The 22,476-nt window shown below is 71.1% G+C and carries 21 protein-coding genes and 1 pseudogene; 17 read left to right on the top strand and 5 right to left on the bottom strand.

The window, feature by feature from the left end; translation table 11 throughout:
- Position 1: 1 nt before the first annotated feature.
- Complete coding sequence (locus ACKTSN_RS07065) at positions 2-1,246, top strand: alpha-L-fucosidase (protein WP_409468294.1); 1,245 nt, start codon at positions 2-4, stop codon at positions 1,244-1,246.
- A 163-nt stretch (positions 1,247-1,409) separates the two neighbouring features.
- On the top strand, positions 1,410-2,282 hold the full coding sequence (locus tag ACKTSN_RS07060) for a sulfotransferase family protein (protein ID WP_409468293.1): 873 nt from the start codon (positions 1,410-1,412) through the stop codon (positions 2,280-2,282).
- Here ACKTSN_RS07060 and ACKTSN_RS07055 read toward each other — a convergent pair.
- On the bottom strand, positions 2,279-3,403 hold the full coding sequence (locus ACKTSN_RS07055; RefSeq protein ID WP_409468292.1) for an ATP-grasp domain-containing protein: 1,125 nt from the start codon (positions 3,401-3,403) through the stop codon (positions 2,279-2,281). The genes ACKTSN_RS07060 and ACKTSN_RS07055 overlap by 4 nt on opposite strands.
- Positions 3,404-3,695: 292 nt before the next feature.
- Between ACKTSN_RS07055 and ACKTSN_RS07050 the strand changes: the two genes are divergently transcribed.
- Entirely contained in the window at positions 3,696-4,556 is an 861-nt protein-coding gene (locus ACKTSN_RS07050; protein ID WP_409468291.1) for a metallophosphoesterase family protein, read from the top strand.
- The gene (locus tag ACKTSN_RS07045) at positions 4,553-5,233 is read left to right on the top strand and encodes a 4'-phosphopantetheinyl transferase family protein (protein ID WP_409468290.1); all 681 of its coding nucleotides are present in this window, start codon (positions 4,553-4,555) and stop codon (positions 5,231-5,233) included. The genes ACKTSN_RS07050 and ACKTSN_RS07045 overlap by 4 nt, the downstream gene beginning before the upstream one ends.
- A gap of 15 nt (positions 5,234-5,248) precedes the next feature.
- On the opposite strand, the pseudogene ACKTSN_RS07040 reads toward ACKTSN_RS07045, so the two are convergent.
- The 3 genes and pseudogenes from ACKTSN_RS07040 to ACKTSN_RS07030 all read right to left on the bottom strand — a co-directional run bounded on the left by ACKTSN_RS07040 (position 5,249) and on the right by ACKTSN_RS07030 (position 6,921).
- Positions 5,249-5,484, bottom strand: a pseudogene (locus tag ACKTSN_RS07040) (hypothetical protein).
- 217 nt (positions 5,485-5,701) lie between these two features.
- Positions 5,702-6,232, bottom strand: coding sequence for a toxin-antitoxin system, toxin component (locus tag ACKTSN_RS07035; protein WP_224738133.1), 531 nt, complete (start codon positions 6,230-6,232; stop codon positions 5,702-5,704).
- A 32-nt stretch (positions 6,233-6,264) separates the two neighbouring features.
- The gene (locus ACKTSN_RS07030; protein WP_224738132.1) at positions 6,265-6,921 is read right to left on the bottom strand and encodes a helix-turn-helix domain-containing protein; all 657 of its coding nucleotides are present in this window, start codon (positions 6,919-6,921) and stop codon (positions 6,265-6,267) included.
- Between the two features lie 223 nt (positions 6,922-7,144).
- On the opposite strand from ACKTSN_RS07030, the gene ACKTSN_RS07025 reads away from it, so the two are divergent.
- The 13 genes from ACKTSN_RS07025 (at position 7,145) to ACKTSN_RS06965 (ending at position 21,685) form a co-directional block, all read left to right on the top strand.
- Positions 7,145-7,816 (top strand): hypothetical protein, encoded by a 672-nt coding sequence (locus ACKTSN_RS07025; RefSeq protein WP_409468289.1) that lies wholly within the window; start codon positions 7,145-7,147, stop codon positions 7,814-7,816.
- A 109-nt stretch (positions 7,817-7,925) separates the two neighbouring features.
- Positions 7,926-9,083, top strand: coding sequence for an NAD(P)/FAD-dependent oxidoreductase (locus tag ACKTSN_RS07020; RefSeq protein WP_409468288.1), 1,158 nt, complete (start codon positions 7,926-7,928; stop codon positions 9,081-9,083).
- Positions 9,080-9,379, top strand: a complete 300-nt coding sequence (locus ACKTSN_RS07015; RefSeq protein ID WP_224738129.1) for a (2Fe-2S)-binding protein — start codon at positions 9,080-9,082, stop codon at positions 9,377-9,379. The genes ACKTSN_RS07020 and ACKTSN_RS07015 overlap by 4 nt, the downstream gene beginning before the upstream one ends.
- Positions 9,372-10,787 (top strand): NAD(P)/FAD-dependent oxidoreductase, encoded by a 1,416-nt coding sequence (locus ACKTSN_RS07010; protein WP_409468287.1) that lies wholly within the window; start codon positions 9,372-9,374, stop codon positions 10,785-10,787. Before ACKTSN_RS07015 ends, ACKTSN_RS07010 begins: the two co-directional genes overlap by 8 nt.
- A gap of 61 nt (positions 10,788-10,848) precedes the next feature.
- Positions 10,849-11,745: a dihydrodipicolinate synthase family protein gene (locus tag ACKTSN_RS07005; RefSeq protein WP_409468286.1), complete on the top strand. Its 897-nt coding sequence runs from the start codon at positions 10,849-10,851 to the stop codon at positions 11,743-11,745.
- A 13-nt stretch (positions 11,746-11,758) separates the two neighbouring features.
- Positions 11,759-12,760 (top strand): proline racemase family protein, encoded by a 1,002-nt coding sequence (locus tag ACKTSN_RS07000; protein ID WP_409468285.1) that lies wholly within the window; start codon positions 11,759-11,761, stop codon positions 12,758-12,760.
- A 52-nt stretch (positions 12,761-12,812) separates the two neighbouring features.
- Entirely contained in the window at positions 12,813-13,511 is a 699-nt protein-coding gene (locus ACKTSN_RS06995) for a GntR family transcriptional regulator (protein WP_385510001.1), read from the top strand.
- Between the two features lie 58 nt (positions 13,512-13,569).
- A complete protein-coding gene (locus tag ACKTSN_RS06990; protein ID WP_409468284.1) occupies positions 13,570-14,568 on the top strand; it encodes a LacI family DNA-binding transcriptional regulator in 999 nt (332 codons plus the stop codon).
- Between the two features lie 120 nt (positions 14,569-14,688).
- On the top strand, positions 14,689-16,038 hold the full coding sequence (locus ACKTSN_RS06985; RefSeq protein ID WP_409468283.1) for an ABC transporter substrate-binding protein: 1,350 nt from the start codon (positions 14,689-14,691) through the stop codon (positions 16,036-16,038).
- Positions 16,039-16,044: 6 nt separating this feature from the next.
- Entirely contained in the window at positions 16,045-17,001 is a 957-nt protein-coding gene (locus ACKTSN_RS06980) for a carbohydrate ABC transporter permease (protein ID WP_409468282.1), read from the top strand.
- Entirely contained in the window at positions 16,998-17,861 is an 864-nt protein-coding gene (locus ACKTSN_RS06975) for a carbohydrate ABC transporter permease (protein WP_409468281.1), read from the top strand. Before ACKTSN_RS06980 ends, ACKTSN_RS06975 begins: the two co-directional genes overlap by 4 nt.
- A 32-nt stretch (positions 17,862-17,893) precedes the next feature.
- Complete coding sequence (locus tag ACKTSN_RS06970) at positions 17,894-19,468, top strand: glycoside hydrolase family 13 protein (RefSeq protein WP_409468280.1); 1,575 nt, start codon at positions 17,894-17,896, stop codon at positions 19,466-19,468.
- 48 nt (positions 19,469-19,516) lie between these two features.
- A complete protein-coding gene (locus tag ACKTSN_RS06965) occupies positions 19,517-21,685 on the top strand; it encodes a discoidin domain-containing protein (protein ID WP_409468279.1) in 2,169 nt (722 codons plus the stop codon).
- Here the strand turns inward: ACKTSN_RS06965 and ACKTSN_RS06960 are convergent.
- A complete protein-coding gene (locus ACKTSN_RS06960) occupies positions 21,654-22,457 on the bottom strand; it encodes an ABC transporter ATP-binding protein (protein WP_409468278.1) in 804 nt (267 codons plus the stop codon). The genes ACKTSN_RS06965 and ACKTSN_RS06960 overlap by 32 nt on opposite strands.
- Positions 22,458-22,476: the final 19 nt, after the last annotated feature.

Genomic DNA, 22,476 nt, shown 5'->3' with positions numbered 1-22,476 from the left:
CGTGCCCGTACAACCCTGGTTCACCGACGCCAAGCTGGGGATCTTCGTCCACTGGGGCATCTACGCCGTCGACGGCGTCCAGGAATCCTGGTCGTTCTACGACGACATCGTGCCGCACGACCAGTACATGTCCCAGCTCGACCGTTTCACCGCGTCCCGGTACGACCCGCGGGAGTGGGCGAAGCTCTTCGCCCGCGCCGGCGCCCGGTACGCCGTGCTCACCAGCCGCCACCACGACGGCGTCGCCCTGTGGGACACCGCCCACGGTGACCTGAACGTGGGCCGCGACCTGATAGCCGGCTACGCCGACGCCCTGCGCGAGCAGGGCCTCAAGGTCGGCCTGTACTACTCGCACTCCGACTGGAACCACCCCGACTACGCCTCCACGCGCAAGCCGGGCCGCCCGCCGGAACTGGAGGACAACCGCTACTCCGAGGTCGCGGCCGAGGACGAGGACCTGGCGGCCTGGGAGCGGTTCATCGCCTACCGCGACGGTCAGATCCGCGAACTCACCAGCTGCTACAAGCCCGACCTGATGTGGTTCGACGGCGAGTGGGACCGCAGCGAGGAACAGTGGCGCATCCCGGAACTCGCCGCGCTCATCCGTTCCCAGGTGCCGGACGTCGTCTTCAACGCCCGCATGCTCAGCGAGGGCGACTACGCGACCCCCGAACAGGGCGCACCCGTCGTACCGCCCGAGGGCCCCTGGGAACTCTGCCTGACCATCAACGACTCCTGGGGCCACCAGCACCACGACCACAAGTCGGTCGACCAGCTGATCCGCTACTTCACCGAGACCATCGGAGGCGGCGGCAATCTGCTGCTCAGCGTCGGCCCACGGGAGGACGGCACCATCCCCGCCGAGCACGCCGAACGGCTCGAGGGCCTCGGCGCCTGGATCGCCCGACACGCGGAGGCCGTGTACGGGACCGTGCGCGGCCTGCCCGCCGGCCATCACTACGGCCCCAGCACCCTCTCGAAGGACCGCCGCACGCTCTATCTGACTCTCTTCGACGCCCCGCGCGCCGAGATCGGCGTACGCGGACTGCTCAGCTCCGTACGCCGGGTCACCGTGCTCGGCAGCGGGACCGAACTGGCCCACCGGGTCATCGGCGGTCTGCACGAAGCACCGGGCGTGCTCTGGATCCAGCCGCCGGCCGCGGCGGACCTCGACCCGCACGCCACGGTGCTCGCGGTCGAACTGGACGGCGAGCTGGAGCTGTACCGGGGCTCGGGCCGGTTCTGAGGGCGAGTCGCCGCTGTTCCCATGAAGAATTAAGAAAGTAGTAAATCACCTGGTCATGGCGGCTTCTACGGCCGCCGTGAACCGGACTCGTTGCCTCCTGGACATCTGAAGTTTGCCTGGCACCCCTGGGATGCCGGAGCAAGGAGTAGAGAAAGGTGGCACCGTGCGAGACCCGCGTATGTCCGCGATCGGGAAAGGGCTGAAGCGCCGCGGTCGGCTGATGGTCCAGGCGGTGAGCCCGCCGCGCCGCCGGCTGAACGCCATGCCGGCCCAGCGGGGGCCCCGTGAGTCGTCCTACGTCGCCCCGCGCGCCCCCCGGCTCGTGGACTCGCCGGTGTTCGTGCTCTCCTCGGTACGCTCCGGCTCGACCCTGCTGCGGGTGCTGCTGAACAGCCACAGCCGCATCCGGGCCCCGCACGAGATGCATCTGCGCACCGTCCACGTCCAGCTGACCCGCAGCTTCAGCGCGGAGGCCATGAAGGCGCTGGAACTCGACAAGACCGAGCTGGAGCATCTGCTGTGGGACCGGGTGCTGCACCTGGAGCTCACCCGCAGCGGCAAGGACGTCATAGTCGACAAGACGCCGCCGAACACCCTCATCTGGCCCCGGCTGCACCGATATTGGCCGAACGCCCGCTACATCCTCCTGTTGCGTCACCCGGGCGCGGTCATCGCGTCCCTCACCGAGCGCCGCCGGGATCCCGACCTTCAATCCATCCACGCCGAGGTCCTCGGGTACGCCGAGAAGCTGGAGGAGGCGCGCCGGAGCCTCGACACGCACGTGATCACGTACGAGGAGCTCACCGCCGAGCCGGAGCAGACGATGCGCGGCCTGTGCGAGTACCTCGGCGTCGAGTGGGAGAGCGGCATGCTCGACTACGGCAGCCGGGACCACGGCACGTTCCGCCCCCAGCTCGGCGACTGGAGCAGCACCATCAAGTCGGGCCGTATCCAGCCCGCCAGGCCGGCCGACCCTTCCACTGAACTCCCGCCTCGACTGGCGGAGTTGGCGAAGGCGTGGGGGTACCCGGTCTAAAGCGGCAGTGCCTGAACCGCACTACCGACGGAGTCACCCGGCGTGGGAGAGGGAACCGCCGGCAGCGTCTCCGGCGCCTCCCGCTGCTGCGGAACCGCCACCGGCCTGAGCGGCCGCGGAGCGGACACCACCGTGTAGTCCTGCCCGAGGAACGGCGGCACGATCTCCCCGGGATCATCCCCGAGAGCCAACCGCACAGCCGCCCAGGGCGCGTTGACCCCGCACAGCGACAGCTGGTGCAACCCACCCGCCGGACGCGCGTTGACATCCATCAGCACCGGCTGCTCGCCGAACATCCGGAACTGGACGTTGGACAGATAGTGCAGCCCGAAACCCTCCGCGAGCCGCCGCGCCGGCTCCAGCCACTGCTCGTGCAGCGTGAAACCCCGCCGGCGCCCGTTCTTCGTCCGTCCGACGATCAGCCGCACCTGGTTGTCCGTGCCGGTGAGGCAGTCCACGGACACCTCCGGCTGCTCCAGCCGCGGCATCACCAGCCAGTCGACGGGCTCGTCGGCCTGCCGCACCGCCTCGAGCACCAGGTCGAGCGGCATGTAGGGGCTCGGGAACCCGCTGAGGTGCAGAAGCGAGAAAGGGGCGCGTGTGATCACACGGAAGCCCACCCCGCCCGCCCCGGACGCCGGCTTGAAGCACGCCCTGTGCCCGGCTGCCTCCAACTCCTCGACGGCCGCGACCAGTTCGTCGGCGCTGCGCACCCGCCACCACGGCGGCACGGGCACGCCGATCGCCTGGACGGCCTCGTAGGCGATCACCTTGTCCTGGAAGACGGCCACGGCCTCCGGCGGCGGCGCCAGCAGCGCCGTACCCACCGCCTCGAACTCGGCGCGGTGCGCCACGATCGCCGCCTGGTGCAGCCGAGGCACGAACACGTCGATGCCGCGCCTGGCGCACTGGTCCAGGGCGAACTCGACGTACGCGGCCGGGGACAGGCCCTCCGGCTCCAGCTCGGCCGTGTCGGCGGCGGCCAGTACGGGCGAGTCGGGATCGCCGTGCGTGGCGTGGATCTCGACGGCCCGGTCGCTGGGATTTCTCCGCAGCTGATCCATGAAGAACACGTTCTCCGCGTACGTGCGGTTGAGCCAGACGCGTACGCGAGAGACCATGCAGGCCGCCTTTCACGGTTCGCGGGCACGGCGGAGCGAGGCCGGCCCGGCCTGGGGTGGTTGGAGGGACACCGAACCGCCCCTGGTGAAGGGAGTTTCGTGGCGGTGGTGTTGGGGCGATCATACGGCTTCGCGGACCCGCTGCGTGCAACGTGCGTGTTACGGATTTTCCGGTCGTGCCCACCCGCAGCGCGGGTTCCTGCTATCCCGCCCGTACGGTCGGGTCGCCTTGCCCGACGAGCCGCGCCTGTGTTCTCGTGGTCCCGTCCGTGTGATCGTAAGGGGGCGACAGGTGACATCGACGGCCGGTGGTGCCGGGCAGCTGCTGGCCATCAGCGACCTGCACATCGGGTATCCCGAGAACCGCGATCTGGTCAAGGAGATGCGGCCCGACTCCGACGACGACTGGCTGCTCGTGGCCGGTGACGTCGCCGAAACCGTGGCCGACATCCGCTGGGCGCTGGAAACCCTCGCGGGCCGCTTCCGCAAGGTGATCTGGGCGCCCGGCAACCACGAACTGTGGACCCACCCGTCGGACCCCGTCACCCTGCGCGGAGTCGCCCGCTACGAGCACCTGGTCGAAGTGTGCCGTGAGCTGGGCGTGACGACACCCGAGGACCCGTACCCGGTCTGGGACGGCCCCGGCGGCCCGGTGGCCGTGGCGCCGCTGTTCCTGCTGTACGACTACAGCTTCCTGCCCTCCGGCTGCACGACCAAGGACGAGGGCCTGGCGTACGCGCACTCGACCGGCATCGTCTGCAACGACGAGTACCTGCTGCACCCCGACCCCTATCCCACGCGTGAGGACTGGTGCCGGGCCCGGGTCGCGGAGAGCGAGCGCCGGCTCGCCGAGCTCCCCGAGGAGCTGCCGACCGTCCTGGTCAACCACTATCCGCTGGACCGGCACCCGACGGAGGTCCTCTGGTACCCCGAGTTCGCCATGTGGTGCGGCACCCGGCTGACCGCGGACTGGCATCGCCGGTTCCGGGTGGAGACCATGGTCTACGGGCACCTGCACATCCCGCGGACCACCTGGCACGAGGGCGTCCGCTTCGAAGAGGTGTCCGTGGGCTACCCGCGCGAATGGCGCAAGCGCCCGCAGCCACCCGGCCGGCTGCGCCGCATCCTGCCGAGAGAGGAAGCGACCCGGTGATCGAGGAGCTGCTGCCCGACTCCGTGGTGGCCGTCGAGGCGCACGGCGACGACGGGACCGAGCCGGCGCCGCTGTACCCGGAGGAGGCGGCGGTGGTCGCGCGGGCCGTCGCCAAGCGCCGGCGTGAGTTCGCCGTCGTACGCGGCTGCGCCCGCCGCGCCATGGAGAAGCTCGGCGTGCCGCCGCAGGCCGTCCTGCCCGGGGAACGCGGCGCCCCGCGCTGGCCGGACGGCCTGATCGGCAGCATGACCCACTGCGACGGCTACGGCGCCGCCGCCCTGGTCCGTGCCACCGACCTGGCCTCCCTCGGTATCGACGCCGAACCCCACGCACCGCTCCCGGAGGGCGTCCTGGAGTCCGTCGCCCTGCCGGGCGAGCAGGACCGGCTGCGCCGCCTGGCCGCGGAGCACCCCGCGGTCCCGTGGGACCGGCTCCTGTTCAGCGCCAAGGAGTCGGTCTACAAGGCGTGGTTCCCGCTCACCCGGAAGTGGCTGGACTTCTCGGAGGCCGACATCGACCTCGTCATGGACCCGCACGGGCGGATGCACGGCCGTTTCCGCGCCGCACTGCTCGTACCGGGCCCCGTCGTCGGCGGCGAACGCCTCGGCGGCTTCGAGGGGCGCTGGACCGTCCAACGGGGTCTGGTGGCGACGGCGGTGGCGGTGCCGCACATCTGACGGCGGTCGGAACCGTCAGGGCTTTGGGCACCAGCTCTGCAGCAGGCGGAAGAACTCCTCCTCGTTGCCGGTCAGGCCCGCGGCTGCCAGCGCCTGTTCCGCCTCGGCGAGGACGGCGGGCGGACGACGGGTGGCATACGGGCGTCCGGTGGGCCGGCCGCGGTGTCGAACGCCGCCCGTACCGTGTGCAGCAGTCGAAGGTAGGCCTGCACGGCCATGCGCTCGCGGTCGGTCAGTACGGCTGTGGGCATCGGTCGGCTCTCCCCGCCTCGTCGTGGCCTCACGCGCCCGGAGGGCACGTACGCCCCGCTCACCGGTGGCGCCCCTCCAGCTTGCCGTCCAGCACTGACAATCCGGCTCTGCCGCCCCTCGGTTCGCCCGCTCAGCGGAGGCGGAACCTTGTCCGAACCCCCTGTAGAACAGCTGCCCTACGCTGGAAAACGGGCGCGGTGGGGCGGGGTGTCGGCCTCAGCCCTGCGGGCCCAGATACCCCAGCGACGCCTCGATCCGCCCGGCGAGATGATCCCGCTGCACCGGACCGCGCAGCGCCGAACCGGCAAGCCACGTACGGCACTTGCTGGCGAGCAGCAGCCCGAAGCTCTCCGCCTCCTTCTCGTCGGCGAGGTCGAACCGGGTGCGCGCGGCGACCTTGAGGACCGTCGCCTGGAGATCGGCGTTGTCGTCGAGTAAACGGGCCGCGACCGCGGCGCCCTCGACGTGATGGCTGCAGTGCCCCCGCTTCATGTGCCACAACTCGTGCCCGAGGATCACCAACTGGTGGTCGGGCGCGGTGCGTTCCTCGATGACCACGAGGTCCTGGTCGGCCATGTCGAGCCACAGCCCGCTGGCCGTGCCGGGCGGGAAGGCGGCCGTACGGAAGTGGACGGGGCGGCCGCGGCGTCTGCTCATCGCGTCGCAGAGGGCGGCGTACAGGTCGGCGGGCCTGGCCGGCGCGGGCAGTGTGAGCTCCGCGACCAGCTCGCCGCACAGTCGGCGCATTTCCCTACCGATGCCCACAGGTAACCCCCGGATCACGACTCGGGCCGCTGCACGCTCTCCAGGAGCATGTCCAGCCACTCGGCGACCTTGTCACGGTGCTGGTCGGTGGGCAGTTGGGCGGCCCGCCAGGCGATGCCGCGGACGCCGTGGTCCTGCAGCAGCCGCTCCAGCGGGTCGTCGGCGGCAGCGGCCGCCTCCCGCTCCCGGTCGGCGAGCTTCTGCAGCAGTTCCTGCTCGGTGCGCTGGAGCGTGCCCGCGAGCGCCTCCGGGTCCTCGGCCGTGAGGAATCCGGCGTGCACCCGGAAGAAGCGCTGGATGGCGTCGCAGTGCTCCATGGTCGGCCGCCGGTCGCCGTTGATGAGGGCGCCGGCCTGCTGCCGCGACATGCCCGCGCCGTCGGCGATCTCCTGCTGGGTGTACCTGCGCCCGTTGGGTTTCAGCCGGGTGCGGCGCAGCAGGTCCAGGCGCTGCAGGAACCGGGCCTGCACATCGGGCTCGCCTGCCGGGCGCCCGCTCAGCAGGTCCTTGACGACGGGCTCGGGGACACCGGAGGCCACGGACAGCCGGGCCGTGTCGAAGACCTCCGCGTGCGGTACGCCGAGTCGGCCGGCGAGCGCGGTGACGCGGGCGATCACGGCCGGCAGCGTGGCCGTCGCCGTGGCGCCCGGAACCTCGTAGCCATCCGTCACCGACAGGTCTCCTACGTCTCTCACAGGCTTGTGGTCAGTGGTTGCCGTGAACTTCCCGGAGATTAGCGGGTGCTTCGAACTCACATCCAGGTCTCGCCACAACTGTGGCCAATTTCAGCCGTCAACGGGCATGAAATGCCACGATAGTTGACATCGCAAGCGTCGGGGCAGCAGGATCGGGACGCCGCGTGAAGGCGGCATAGGCAAGAGGGGTGACCTCCCGATGGCACATCAGGCAGGAGGGCAGCGGTCCGCGCTGCGGTCCGTCCCCGAGCGTTCCGAGGTACGGTCGTATCTCCAGGACTATGCCACGTTGCTCGAGGCCGTCCCGTTTCCGTCCGTCGTCGTCGACCACTGCTGGGACGTCGTCCTGGCCAACAGCGCGTTCCAGAGCCTCTTCCGCGAGATCGGTCCGCATCCGACGGCGATGCCGGGCGACAACTTCCTCAGGTTCGTACTGTTCCACCCCGAAGCGCCCGCCGTCCTCGGCGAGCACGAGTCCCGCTGGTTCCTGCCGATGCTGGCCCACTTCGCGGCCGCCGTGGAGCGGCACGGGCACGACCACGGACTGCAGGCGATCCGCCGGGAGATCGCACAGGATCCGATCATGGAGGCCGCCTACCGGCAGGGCCTGCCGCACTGGATCCGGTCCGTCGGTGAGGCCGCCGTCGAGCACGACGGGGCGGTCCGCCCGCTGCTGCACCCCGACCCGCGCTGGGGCGCCACCGAGTGCCGCATCGTCGGCGAGACCCCCAGGACCCTGCAGGACATGGGATACATCCGGCTGACCATGGTGCTGCGCGAAGTGCGCCGGCCGGCTCCCGCGCCGCGCCGCCGGCCGCGCGACCGCCGCACGGCGAGCCACCTCAGCGTGGTGCCCGCCCCCGAGGCCTGACCGGGCACCGTCGGCGTTCAGGTCGCCGGCGGCGCCACGGTCGGGATTTCCCTGCATCCGCCCTGCGCGCGGTGTTCCGCCGACCTGTGCTGTGTGACATATTACTGCTGTGGGCAACCAACTCACCTGCGACGTCGTGGTCGTCGGGGCCGGAATGGTGGGCGCCGCGTGCGCCCTGTACGCGGCCCGGGCGGGCCTCGACGTCGTCGTGGTCGACCGCGGTCCGGTGGCCGGCGGCACGACCGGCGCCGGCGAGGGCAATGTCCTCGTCTCCGACAAGGAGCCGGGCCCCGAGCTGGGCCTCGCGCTGTTGTCGAGCCGGTTGTGGGCCGACCTCGCGCAGGAGTTCGGGAAGCCCGTCGAGTACGAGGCCAAGGGCGGCGTCGTGGTGGCGTCGACCCCCGACGGGCTCACCGCACTGGAGCGCTTCGCCGCCGGGCAGCGCGCCGCAGGAGTCACCGCACAGCCGGTTGCGGCCGACACGCTGTACGACCTCGAACCCCACCTCGCGCCGGGCCTTCCGGGCGGCGTGCACTACCCCCAGGACTCCCAGGTCATGCCCGCCCTGGCCGCCGCCGAGCTGCTGCGGGCCTCCGGCGCCCGCCTCTTCACCGGCCGGAACGTGACGGACGTACTGCGCACCCCGGACGGCGCCGTCCGCGGAGTCCGTACCGACCGGGGCGATGTGCACGCCCCGGCGGTGGTCAACGCGGCCGGCACCTGGGGCGCCGAACTCGCCGCGCTCGCGGGCACGTTCCTGCCCGTCCTCCCGCGCCGCGGCTTCGTCCTCGTCACCGAACCGCTCCCGCGCCTGGTCCGTCACAAGGTGTACGCCGCCGACTACGTGGCCGACGTGGCCAGTGACTCGGCGCAGCTCCAGACCTCGCCGGTCGTGGAGGGCACCGCCGCCGGGCCGGTACTGATCGGCGCCAGCCGCGAACGCGTCGGCTTCGACCGGACCTTCTCCCTGCCCGTCGTCCGGGCCCTGGCGGCGGGCGCGACCCGGCTGTTCCCGTTCCTGGAACGGGTCCGCGCCCTGCGCGCCTACCTCGGCTTCCGCCCGTATCTGCCCGACCACTTGCCCGCCATCGGCCCCGACGCGCGGGTCCCCGGCCTGCTCCACGCCTGCGGCCACGAGGGCGCGGGCATCGGGCTCGCCACCGGCACCGGTCACCTGATCGCGCAGGTGCTCACCGCGCAGACCCCCGATCTCGACCTGACGCCGCTGCGCCCCGACCGCTTTCCCGCACCCGAGGAGGGCCCGTGAACCCGCTGGAGCTGGCGCGCGCGCAACCGGGACCGGCCTTCACGGTCACCCTGGACGGCCGCGCGATCGAGGCACTGCCCGGCCAGACGGTCGCCGCCGCGCTCTGGTCGGCAGGCGTCACCTCGTGGCGCGCCACCCGGGGCGCGGGCCGGCCACGCGGGATCTTCTGTGGGATCGGCGTCTGCTTCGACTGTCTGGTGACCGTCAACGACCGCCCGAACCAGCGGGCCTGTCTGGTGCCGGTGCGGCCGGGCGATGCGATCCGTACGCAGGAGGGGACGGGCCACGATGACTGAGCGCGCGACGACCGGGCGACCGCACCTTGCGGTGATCGGCGCGGGTCCGGCGGGGCTCGCCGCCACCGTCGCCGCGGCGGCGCGCGGGGTCCGGGTCACGCTGGTGGACGCGGCGACCGAGGCGGGCGGGCAGTTCTACCGGCAGCCCGCCGCCGGGCTCGGCGCCCGCCGCGCGCAGGCCCTGCACCATCACTGGCGGACCTGGCAGCGGCTTCGGAACGCTCTCGCCGGGCACGTCGAGGCGGGCCGCGTCACGCACCTGACGGACCATCATGTGTGGTTCGTGGAGCGCGGACCGTCCGGCGGGTGCACCGTGCACGCGCTGCTCGGCCCCGAGCAGGAGGAACCCGCCACCGTCCGGTCCGACGCCGTCCTCCTCGCCACCGGTGGATACGAGAGGGTCCTGCCCTTTCCCGGCTGGACCCTGCCCGGCGTCGTCACCGCCGGCGGGGCCCAGGCCATGCTCAAGGGCACCCTCGCCGTGCCCGGACGCACCGCCGTGGTCGCCGGAACCGGCCCGTTGCTGCTCCCGGTGGCGACCGGCCTCGCCGCGGCCGGGGTCGAGGTGGCCGCGCTCGTCGAGTCCGCCGGCCCCGCGGCGTTCCTGCGGCAGGCCCGGGCGCTGGCGGCACAGCCGGAGAAGGTCGCCGAAGGGGTCGGATTCGCGGCCCGGTTGCTCCGGCACCGGGTACGCACTCTCGTCCGGCACACCGTCGTCGAGGCCCACGGCACCGACCGGCTGGCGGCGGTCACCGTCGCCGCCCTGGACGCCGACGGCCGGATCCGGCCGGGCAGTGAACGCCGTATCCCCTGCGACACCCTCGCCGTCGGCCACGGCATGCTGCCGCACACCGACCTCGCCGAGACCCTCGGCTGCCGCCTCGACGGGGCCGGCGTGCACGTCGACGACGAACAGCGCACCGACGTCCCCGGCGTCTGGGCGGCCGGCGAGACCACCGGCATCGGCGGCTCGGCGCTCGCCCTCGCCGAGGGCCACATCGCCGGCTGCTCCGCCGCCGCCCGCCTGCACGGCACCGCACCCGACCCGCGCATCTGGGCCGCGGCGGCGAGGTCCCGTACCCGCCTGCGGGCGTTCTTCGCCGCCCTCGACACCGGGTACGCGCCGCCCGCGCACTGGGCCGAACAGGTCACCGACGACACCGTCGTGTGCCGGTGCGAGGAGGTCACCGCGCAGGCGGTCCGCGTGGCCGTGCGGGAGCTGGGCGCCGGTGACCTGCGGACCGTGAAGCTGCTGACACGGGCCGGGATGGGCTGGTGCCAGGGCCGGATGTGCGGGCCCGCGGTCGCCGGGCTCGCCGGGTGCCCTCAGACGGCGGGGCGCAGGCCGTTCGCCCGTCCGGTGCCGCTGGGCGTGCTGGCACACGCGGGCGAACCGGACGACGACTGATCGGGCCCCATGGCCGCCGACAGTGAAATGTCACACCGTATGGAGAGGGACCACACCGCAGATGACCGTCACCGAGAACCGACCCTGGCGCGGCGTCCTCGTCGCCACCGCACTCCCGCTGACCGACGACCTCTCCGTCGACCACGACGCATACGCCGAGCACTGCGCCTGGCTGATCGAGAACGGCTGCGACGGCGTCGTCCCCAACGGCTCGCTCGGCGAGTACCAGGTGCTCACGCCCGAGGAACGCGCCAAGGTCGTGGAGACGGCCGTGGCCGCGATCGGCGGCGCCCGGGTGATGCCCGGGGTCGCCGCGTACGGCTCGGCGGAGGCCCGGCGCTGGGCCGAGCAGGCGCGCGAGGCGGGCTGTGCCGCTGTGATGTTGCTGCCGCCCAACGCCTACCGCGCCGACGAGCGGTCCGTCGTGGCGCACTACGCCGAGGTGGCGAAGGCCGGCCTGCCGGTCGTGGCGTACAACAACCCGATCGACACCAAGGTCGACCTCGTACCCGAACTCCTCGCACGGCTGCACGGCGAGGGGCACATCCACGCCGTCAAGGAGTTCTCCGGCGATGTGCGCCGCGCCTACCGGATCGCCGAACTCGCCCCGGATCTGGACCTGTTGATCGGCGCCGACGACGTCCTGCTGGAGCTCGCGATCGCAGGCGCGAAGGGCTGGGTGGCCGGCTACCCGAACGCGCTGCCGAGGTCGACCGTCGAGCTGTACCGCGCCGCCGTGAGCGGGGACCTCGCGACGGCCAAGTCGCTCTACGCGCAGCTGCACCCGCTGCTGCGTTGGGACTCCAGGGTCGAGTTCGTGCAGGCGATCAAGCTGTCCATGGATGTGGTGGGCCGCCACGGCGGCCGCTGCCGTCCGCCCCGTGTCCCGCTGCTGCCCGAGCAGGAAGCCGTCGTCCGCGCCGCCACGGAGAAGGCCGTGGCGGCCGGGCTCGCCTGAAGGAGCCCGTCCCATGCGCAGCACACTCGTCCTGCACGCCGTCGACTCGCACACCGAGGGCATGCCCACCCGGGTGATCACCGGCGGGATCGGCGCGATCCCCGGCGCCACGATGAACGAGCGTCGGCTGTACTTCCGCGAACACCGCGACGACATCAAGCAGTTGCTGATGAACGAGCCGCGCGGCCACTCCGCGATGAGCGGTGCGATCCTCCAGCCGCCGACCCGCCCGGACTGCGACTGGGGCGTGGTCTACATCGAGGTCTCCGGCTATCTGCCGATGTGCGGGCACGGCACGATCGGCGTGGCCACCGTCCTCGTCGAGACCGGCATGGTCGAGGTCGTCGAGCCCGTCACCACCATCCGCCTGGACACCCCCGCGGGGCTCGTCGTCGCCGAGGTCGCGGTCAAGGACGGCGCCGCGCAGGCGGTGACCCTCACCAACGTCCCGTCCTTCAGCGTCGGCCTCGACCGCAAGGCCACGCTCGCCGACGGGCGGACGGTGACGTACGACCTCGCCTACGGCGGCAACTTCTACGCCATCCTCCCGCTGGAGCAGTTCGGCCTGCCCTTCGACCGCTCCCGCAAGGACGACATCCTCAAAGCGGGCCTCGCCCTCATGGCGGCCGTCAACGCCGAGGCGGAACCGGTACACCCCGAGGACCCGTCCATCCACGGCTGCCACCACGTCCACCTGTACGCCCCCGGTGCCACCGCCAGCCACTCACGGCACGCGATGGTGATCCACCCCGGCTGGTTCGACCGTTCGCCCTGCGGTACGGGCACCAGCGCGCGCATGGCACAGTTGCACGCGCGCGGGGAACTGCCCCTGCACACCGAGTTCGTGAACGAGTCCTTCATCGGAACGCGATTCACCGGACGGCTGCTCGGCACGACCGAGGTGGCCGGTGTCCCCGCCGTCCTGCCGAGCTTCACCGGCCGCGCCTGGATCACCGGCACCGCGCAGTACCTGCTCGACCCCGCCGACCCCTTCCCGGCCGGCTTCGTCCTCTAGACCGTCCGGGCCCGTCCACCCGACACACCTGCCCACACAAGGAGACGCCCCCATGCCCGCCCGGCGCACCAGCACCCCCTCCGCCGCTGCCCCCGCCCTGCCGGCACTCGGCGGCAGGAAGAGCAGCTACCGGGAGCGGGTCGCCGACGCGCTCCGGGCCGCGCTGATCGCCGGGGAACTGCGCCCCGGCGAGGTGTACTCCGCCCCGGCACTGGCCGCCCGCTTCGGCGTCTCCGCGACCCCCGTGCGCGAGGCGCTGCTGGACCTGGCCAAGGAGGGCCTCGTCGACACCGTCCCCAACAAGGGCTTCCGGGTCACCGCGGTCTCCGAGAAACAGCTCGACGAGTACACCCACATCCGCCGGCTCATCGAGATCCCCACGGTCGTGGACCTGGCCAGGACCGCGGACCCGGTCTCGCTCGAGGCGCTGCGCCCGGCCGCACAGGAGATCGTCACCGCCGCCGCGGCCGGGGACCTCATCGCCTACGTCGAGGCCGACACCCGGTTCCATCTGGGCCTGCTCGCCCTCGCGGGCAACGCCCACCTCGTCGAGGTCGTCGGCGACCTGCGGGGGCGCTCCCGGCTGTACGGCCTCACCGCCCTCGTGGCGGCGGGACGCCTGCTCGCCTCCGCCGAGGAGCACCTCGAACTCCTCGACGCCCTGCTGGCGCGCGACGAGCCGGCCGTCCGCGAGGTGATGACCCGGCACCTCGGTCATGTGCGGGGTCAGTGGGCGGCGCCGGGGAGCTGACCGGCCGCACCGGAACGGTACGCAAGCCGCTTGCGGTTCTTGCGCTATTCTTGCGCACATGACGCGACGACTTGCGGAAGTGGCGAAGAAGGTCGGGGTCAGCGAGGCCACGGTCAGCCGGGTGCTCAACGGAAAGCCCGGAGTCTCCGAAGCCACCCGGCAGGCGGTGCTGTCCGCCCTGGACGTCCTCGGCTACGAACGGCCCACCCAGCTGCGCGGTGAGCGCGCCCGGCTCGTCGGCCTGGTCCTGCCCGAGCTGCAGAACCCGATCTTCCCGGCGTTCGCCGAGGTGATCGGCGGGGCGCTCGCCCAGCTGGGCCTGACGCCCGTGCTGTGCACCCAGACCAAGGGCGGCGTCTCCGAGGCCGACTATGTCGCGCTGCTGCTGCAACAGCAGGTCTCCGGGGTCGTCTTCGCCGGCGGCCTGTACGCCCAGGCCGACGCCCCGCACGACCACTACCGGTTGCTCGCCGACCGCAACATCCCGGTCGTCCTCGTCAACGCGGCCATCGCGCACCTCGGCTTCCCGGGCGTCTCCTGCGACGACGCGGTCGCCGTCGAACAGGCCTGGCGGCATCTGGCCTCCCTCGGCCACGAGCGGATCGGGCTGGTCCTCGGACCCGGGGACCATGTGCCGTCGGCGCGCAAGCTGGCCGCCGCGCGCGCCGTCGCCGGGGATCTGCCGGACGAGCGCGTGGCACGGGCCATCTTCTCCATCGAGGGTGGTCACGCGGCGGCCTCCCGGCTGATCGACCGCGGGGTCACCGGGTTCATCTGCGCCAGCGACCCGCTCGCGCTCGGTGTCGTACGGGCCGCCCGGCGCAGGGGACTTGACGTCCCGTCACAGATCTCGGTCGTCGGCTACGACGACTCCGCGCTGATGAACTGCACGGAACCACCGCTGACCACCGTCCGCCAGCCCATCGAGTCGATGGGCAGGGCGGTCGTCGAACTGCTCAACGCACAGATCGGCGGCAGCTCCGTGGCGGCCGAAGAGCTGCTGTTCGAACCGGAACTGGTGGTGCGGGGTTCCACGGCACAAGCCCCTCGCGACTGAGATCCGCGGACATTCCACGGGCTGTTCAATAATTTCAGATTCTGCGCGACATCTTGCGTGACGATGTCGGCGGTGCTTGAGTGTGCGACGCCCACCGCTCCTGCCCAAAGGGGTCCACCGATGAGTAGCACCGGGTTCCGCCGTACCCTCCTCGCGCTCATAGCCTGTTCCTCCCTGGCCCTGACCGCCTGCGGGGCCGGCGACGAGGACGACTCGGCAAGCGGGAAGACCCGCATCACGGTCAACTGCATGCCGCCCAAGAGCGCCAAGGTCGACCGGCGGTTCTTCGAGGAGGACATCGCCTCCTTCGAGAAGCAGAACCCGGACATCGACGTCGTCCCGCACGACGCGTTCCCCTGCCAGGACCCCAAGACGTTCGACGCCAAGCTCGCCGGCGGCCAGATGGAGGACGTCTTCTACACGTACTTCACCGATGCCAGGCATGTCGTCGACATCAACCAGGCGGCCGACCTCACCCCGTACGTCAAGGAGCTGAAGAGCTACGAGACCATCCAGCAGCAGCTGCGCGACATCTACACCGTCGACGGAAAGATCTACGGCATCCCGCGCACCGGCTACTCGATGGGCCTGATCTACAACCGCGCACTCTTCGAGAAGGCCGGCCTCGACCCCGACCAGCCCCCTGCGACCTGGGACGAGGTGCGGGAAGCCGCCAGGAAGATCGCCGTCCTCGGCGACGGCACCGTCGGCTACGCCGACTACAGCGCCCAGAACCAGGGCGGCTGGCACTTCACCGCCGAGCTGTACTCCCAGGGCGGCGACGTCGTCAGCGCCGACGGCAAGAAGGCCACCGTCGACACCCCCGAGGGCCGGGCGGTCCTGCAGACCCTGCACGACATGCGCTGGACGGACGAGTCGATGGGCAGCAAGCAGCTGCTCGTCATCAACGACGTCCAGCAGATGATGGGGTCCGGCAAGCTCGGCATGTACCTCGCCGCCCCCGACAACGTCCCGATCCTGGTCAAGGAGAAGGGCGCCGACTACGAGGACATCGCCATCGCCCCGATGCCGGGCGGCGAGGCCACCCTCGTCGGCGGCGACGGCTACATGTTCAACAAGAAGGCCACGCCCGAGCAGATCCGGGCCGGCCTCAAGTGGCTCGACCACATGTTCCTCACTCCCGGCGACGGATTCCTCGGCGACTACGCCCGCGCGAAGAAGAACGACGCACCCGTGGGCCTGCCCGAGCCGCGGCTGTTCACCGGCGCCGCCGACGAGAAGGACCAGCAGGTCAAGCAGGCCAACGCCAATGTGCCCGTGGAGAACTACCAGGCCTTCCTCGCCGGCAACCAGGACCTCGAGATGAAGATCGAGCCGCCGAACGCCCAGCAGATCTACTCCGTCCTCGACGGTGTCGTCTCCGCTGTCCTGACCAAGGAGGACGCCGACATCGACCAGCTCCTCGAGGACGCCTCCGGCAAGATCGACGGCATCCTGGCCCGGGGCTGACGGACGATGACCAGGACGGCTCAGCGGCGGACCGTCGAGAAGGTCGCGGTCCGCCCGGTCCAGGCGCCGCTCCCGGCAGGGGACCGGGGGCGGCGCCGCCTGGCCGATCAGACCCGCGCGTACGCCTTCCTGCTCGGCGGCCTCCTCTGCTTCGCCCTGTTCTCCTGGTACCCGGCGATCCGCGCAGCGGTGATCGCCTTCCAGAAGTACACGCCGGGCGCACCGGCCGAATGGGTCGGCACCGACAACTTCACCCGCGTCTTCGACGACCCGGAGTTCGCGGCCGCCTGGCGCAACACCTTCACCTTCACCCTGCTCGCCCTGCTGATCGGCTTCGCGATCCCCTTCGTACTGGCCCTCGTCCTCAACGAACTCCGGCACGCCAAGGCGTTCTTCAGGGTCGTGGTCTATCTGCCGGTGATGATCCCACCGGTGGTCAGCGCCCTGCTGTGGAAGTGGTTCTACGACCCCGGGACGGGCCTCGCCAACGAGGTGCTGCGCTTCCTCGACCTGCCCACCTCGAACTGGTCCAACGGCGCCGACACCGCCCTCGTCTCCCTCGTCCTCGTCGCCACCTGGGCCAACATGGGCGGCACCGTTCTGATCTACCTGGCCGCCCTCCAGTCCATCCCCGGCGAGCTGTACGAGGCGGCCGAACTGGACGGCGCGAACCTGCTGCAGCGCATCCGGCACGTGACGATCCCGCAGACCAGGTTCGTCATCCTGATGCTGATGCTCCTTCAGATCATCGCCACGATGCAGGTCTTCACCGAACCGTTCGTCATCACCGGCGGCGGCCCGGAGAACGCGACGGTCACCGTCCTGTACCTGATCTACAAGTACGCCTTCCTCTACAACGACTTCGGCGGCGCCTGCGCGCTCAGCGTCCTGCTCCTGCTGTTCCTGGGCGCCTTCTCCGCCGTGTACCTGCGGCTCACCCGCTCCGAAGGGGAGGACGCATGAGCAGTGCCCGCACCCTCGTCTCCCCGGCCTCCCTGGCTCGCCCGCGCGGCAGGGCGGTCTACTGGACCGTCTTCACCGGCGTCGTCGTCCTCTTCGTACTCGCCTTCCTCTTCCCGGTCTACTGGATGGTGACCGGCGCGCTGAAGTCACCGGACGAGGTGGCGCGCACCCCGCCCACCCTGGTGCCCGAGCAGTGGGACCTCAGCGGCTACACCGACGCCTGGGACCTGATGCAGCTGCCGACCCACCTGTGGAACACGGTCGTCCAGGCGGCCGGCGCCTGGCTGTTCCAACTGGTGTTCTGCACGGCCGCCGCATACGCCCTGTCGAAACTCAGACCCCTCTTCGGCAAGATGATCCTCGGGGGCATCCTCGCCACGCTCATGGTCCCGGCCCAGGCTCTGGTCGTACCGAAGTACCTCACGATCGCCGACCTGGGCCTGCTCAACGACCCCCTGGCCATCTGGCTGCCGGCTGTCGCCAACGCCTTCAACCTCTATCTGCTCAAGCGGTTCTTCGACCAGATCCCACGTGATGTGCTGGAGGCCGCCGAGATCGACGGCGCCGGAAAGCTGCGCATCCTGTGGTCGATCGTGCTGCCCATGTCACGGCCGGTGCTCGGCGTCGTGTCGATCTTCGCGCTGGTCGCCGTCTGGCAGGACTTCCTGTGGCCGCTGATGGTCTTCTCCGACACCGACAAGCAGCCGATCAGCGTGGCGCTGGTGCAGCTGTCGCAGAACATCCAGCTGACCGTGCTCATCGCCGCGATGGTCATCGCCAGCATCCCGATGGTCGCCATGTTCCTGATCTTCCAGCGGCACATCATCGCCGGAATCAGCGCGGGCAGCACCAAGGGCTGACACCGCACCCCTCACACAGAAAGGCAGGCACAGTGGGACAGCCCACGCATGCCCTCACGCAGGCCGACTGGTGGCGCTCCGCCGTCATCTACCAGGTGTACGTCCGCAGCTTCGCGGACGGCGACGGCGACGGCACCGGCGACCTCGCGGGCGTCCGCGCCCGACTGCCGTACCTGGCCGAACTCGGTGTGAACGCCCTGTGGTTCAACCCCTGGTATCCCTCGCCGATGAAGGACGGCGGCTACGACGTCGCCGACTACCGTGCCATCGACCCGGCCTTCGGCACCCTCGCTGAGGCCGAGAAGCTCATCGCCGAGGCCCGCGAGCTGGGCATCCGCACGATCGTCGACATCGTGCCGAACCATGTCTCGGACCAGCACCCGTGGTTCCGGGCGGCGCTCGAGGGCGGCCCGGAACGGGACCTGTTCCACTTTCGCGCCGGGCGCGGTGAACTGCCGCCGAACGACTGGCGGTCCCAGTTCGGTGGACCCGCCTGGACCCGGCTCCCCGACGGCGACTGGTACCTCCACCTGTTCGCCCCCGAGCAGCCCGACCTCAACTGGGCGCACCCGGCGGTCCGCCAGGAACACGAGGACATCCTGCGCTTCTGGCTCGAGCGCGGGGTCGCCGGCGTCCGTATCGACTCGGCCGCCCTCCTCGTCAAGGACCCTCGTTTGCCGGACTTCGTCGAGGGCCGCGACCCGCACCCCTACGTGGACCGCGACGAACTCCACGACATCTACCGTTCCTGGCGTCGGATCGCCGACGAGCACGGCGGCGTCTTCGTCGGCGAGGTCTGGCTCCCCGACACCGAACGCTTCGCCCGCTATCTGCGCCCCGACGAACTCCACACCGCCTTCAACTTCTCCTTCCTGTCATGCCCGTGGGACCCCGACCGCCTCCGTACGTCGATCGACGAGACACTCGCCGAGCACGCTCCGGTCGGTGCGCCCGCCACCTGGGTGCTGTGCAACCACGACGTGACCCGTACCGTCACCCGCTACGGCCGCGAGGACACCGCCTTCGCCTTCGCCACCAAGGCCTTCGGCACCCCCACCGACCTCGAACTCGGCACCCGCCGCGCCCGCGCCGCCGCCCTGCTCTCCCTGGCACTGCCCGGCGCTGTCTACCTCTACCAGGGCGAAGAGCTCGGCCTGCCCGAGGCGGACATCCCCCGGGACCGCATCGAGGACCCGATGCACTTCCGCTCCGGCGGCACCGACCCGGGCCGCGACGGCTGCCGCGTGCCGCTGCCGTGGGTTGCCGAGGCTCCTCATGCGGGGTTCGGCGGCGAGCCCTGGCTGCCGCAGCCCGCCGACTGGCCCGCGTACGCCGCCGACCGTCAGGCGCAGGACCCGGGCTCGATGCTCAGCCTCTACCGCCGGGCGATCCGCATCCGCCCGGTCTTCGGCGACGGCCCCCTCACCTGGCTGTCCGTCCCCGAGGGGGTCCTCGCCTTCACCCGCGCGGAGGGCGTGACCTGCGTGGTGAACCTCGCCGACCGGGCCACCGACCTACCTGCGCACACAGAACTCCTGCTCGGCAGCGGCCCGTTGGACGACCGGGGCCGACTGCCGAAGGACACCGCGGTGTGGCTGCGTTCCTGACACCGCGACGCGCTATCCCGAACACCCCCACCACGAAGGGATCAGCACATGCACAGGCACAGCCTCAGATCGCCGGCCATCGGTGTCACGGTCGCCCTGGCCGCCGGCATGCTCGTCACCCTGAGCGCACCCACCGCCCAGGCCGCCGCGGGCGCCATCCTGCCCTTCACCTCCGTCGAGGCCGAGTCGGCGACCACCACCGGCTCGAAGATCGGCCCCGACTACACCCAGGGCACCCTCGCCTCCGAGGCCTCGGGCCGGCAGGCCGTCCGTCTCGCCGCGGGGCAGCGTGTCGAGTTCACCGTGCCCCGCGCGGCCAACGCCGTGAACGTCGCCTACAGCGTCCCCGACGGCCAGTCCGGCACGCTCGACGTGTACGTCAACGGAACCAAGCTCGCGAAGACGCTCGCCGTCACCTCCAAGTACTCGTACGTCGACACCGGCTGGATCCCCGGCGCGAAGACCCACCACTTCTACGACAACGCCCGGCTGTTGCTCGGTCAGAACGTGCAGCCGGGCGACAAGGTCGCCTTCCAGGCGACGAACACCCAGGTCACCGTCGACGTGGCCGACTTCGAGCAGGCCGCCCCGCCCGCCACACAGCCCGCCGGCTCGGTGTCCGTCACCTCCAAGGGCGCCGACCCCAGCGGCCAGGACGACTCCACGCAGGCGTTCCGGGACGCCATCGCCGCGGCGCAGGGCGGGGTGGTGTGGATCCCGCCGGGCGAGTACCGCCTGACGTCGTCCCTGAGCGGCGTACAGAACGTCACCCTCCAGGGCGCCGGTCACTGGCACTCCGTCGTGCGCACCTCCCGCTTCATCGACCAGTCCAGCTCGTCCGGCAACGTCCACGTCAAGGACTTCGCGGTCATCGGCGAGGTCACCGAGCGGGTCGACTCCAACCCCGACAACTTCGTCAACGGGTCCCTCGGCCCGGGGAGCTCCGTCTCCGGCATGTGGCTCCAGCACCTCAAGGTCGGCCTGTGGCTGATGGGCACCAATGACAACCTCGTCGTCGAGAACAACCGCTTCCTCGACATGACGGCCGACGGCCTCAACCTCAACGGCAACGCCCGCGGCGTCAAGGTCCGGGGCAACTTCCTGCGCAACCAGGGCGACGACGCGCTCGCCATGTGGTCGCTGTACGCACCGAACCAGGGCAGCAGCTTCGAGAACAACACGATCACCCAGCCGAACCTCGCCAACGGCATCGCGATCTACGGCGGCACCGACATCACCGTCAAGGACAACCTGGTCTCCGACACCAACGCCCTCGGCAGCGGCATCGCGATCTCCAACCAGAAGTTCCTCGACCCGTTCCACCCGCTGGCCGGCACGATCACGGTCGACGGCAACACCCTCGTCCGTACGGGCGCGATGAACCCCAACTGGAACCACCCGATGGGCGCGCTGCGCGTCGACTCCTACGACAGCGCCATCGAGGCCCAGGTGCGGATCACCAACACGACGATTTCCGACAGCCCGTACAGCGCCTTCGAGCTCGTCTCCGGCAGCGGGCGCGGGTACGCGGCGAAGAACGTCACCGTCGACGGTGCGACCGTCCGCAACACGGGCACGGTCGTCGTCCAGGCCGAGACCCAGGGCGCCGCCACCTTCCGCAACGTCACCGCCACCGGCGTCGGCGCCGCCGGCGTCTACAACTGCCCCTACCCGACCGGCTCGGGCACCTTCACGCTCACCGACGGCGGCGGCAACTCCGGCTGGAGCAGCACCTGGTCGGACTGCTCGACCTGGCCGCAGCCGGACCAGGGCAACCCCGACCCCGACCCCACCCGCAACCTCGCCAAGGGCCGCCCGGCCACCGCAACCGGCTCCCAGGACATCTACACGCCCGGCAAGGCGGTCGACGGCGACGCGAACAGCTACTGGGAGTCCACCAATCACGCCTTCCCGCAGTCCCTGACGGTGGACCTCGGCTCGACCGAGGCCGTCCGCCGGCTGGTGCTCAAGCTGCCGCCGTCCTCGGCGTGGCAGGCCCGCACCCAGACGTTCTCCGTGCAGGGCAGCACCGACGGCTCGACGTACTCCACGGTGGTCGCCTCGCAGGGCCACCGCTTCGACCCGGCGACCGGCAACACGGTCACCGTCTCCCTGCCGAGCGGTACGAACCTGCGCTACCTGAGGCTGCACGTCACCGCCAACACCGGCTGGCCCGCCGGCCAGTTCAGCGAGGTGGAGGCGTATCTGACTTCATGACCGGACTCCCGCGCTTCGCCGCCTGGATCTGCTCGTACACATGGGTCCGCAGCTCGGCGAAGCGCGGGGCCACCCGGGTGTGCAACTGGTCGCGTTCCGCGGGCAGATCGACCTTCAGCTGCTCCTGTACGACGGTGGGGGAGGCCGACAGCACGACCACCCGTTCCCCGAGGTACACGGCCTCGTCGATGTCGTGGGTGACGAACAGGACCGTGATCCCGCGCTCCCGCCACAGCCGCCGTACGAGATCCTCCAGGTCGGCCCGCGTCTGCGCGTCCACTGCCGCGAACGGTTCGTCCATCAGCAGCACCTCCGGCTCGTACGCCAGCGCGCGGGCGATGGCCACCCGCTGCTGCATACCGCCGGACAGCTGCCAGGGATACGCCCCGGCAACGTCCGCGAGCCCGACCGAGGCGAGGGCGTCCGTGACCAGTTCCCGGCGTCGCGTCTTGCTCAGGTCCTTCTGTTTCAAGGGAAGTTCGACGTTCTCGCCGACCCGCATCCAGGGGAACAGGCTCCGCCCGTACTCCTGGAACACGAACGCCATCCCGGGCGGCGGCCCGTTCACCGGCCGCCCGGCCAGCCGTACCTCGCCCGCCGTCGGAGCGAGGAGCCCTCCTACGCACTTCAGCAGGGTCGTCTTGCCGCAGCCGGACGGGCCGACGAGACAGACCAGTTCCCCCGCATCGACGGTGAACGTCAGGTCGCGCAGCGCCTCGCCCCGCCGCCCCGAACCCTCGTACACCTTCTTCAGGCCGCGTACGTCCAGCATGGACCGCCCTTTCCCGAGG

This window comes from Streptomyces flavusporus, assembly GCF_046267975.1.
Classification (GTDB): domain Bacteria; phylum Actinomycetota; class Actinomycetes; order Streptomycetales; family Streptomycetaceae; genus Streptomyces; species Streptomyces flavusporus.
The sequence above is the reverse complement of the archived record's forward strand: the minus strand, read 5'-3'. Positions and strand labels throughout refer to the sequence as shown.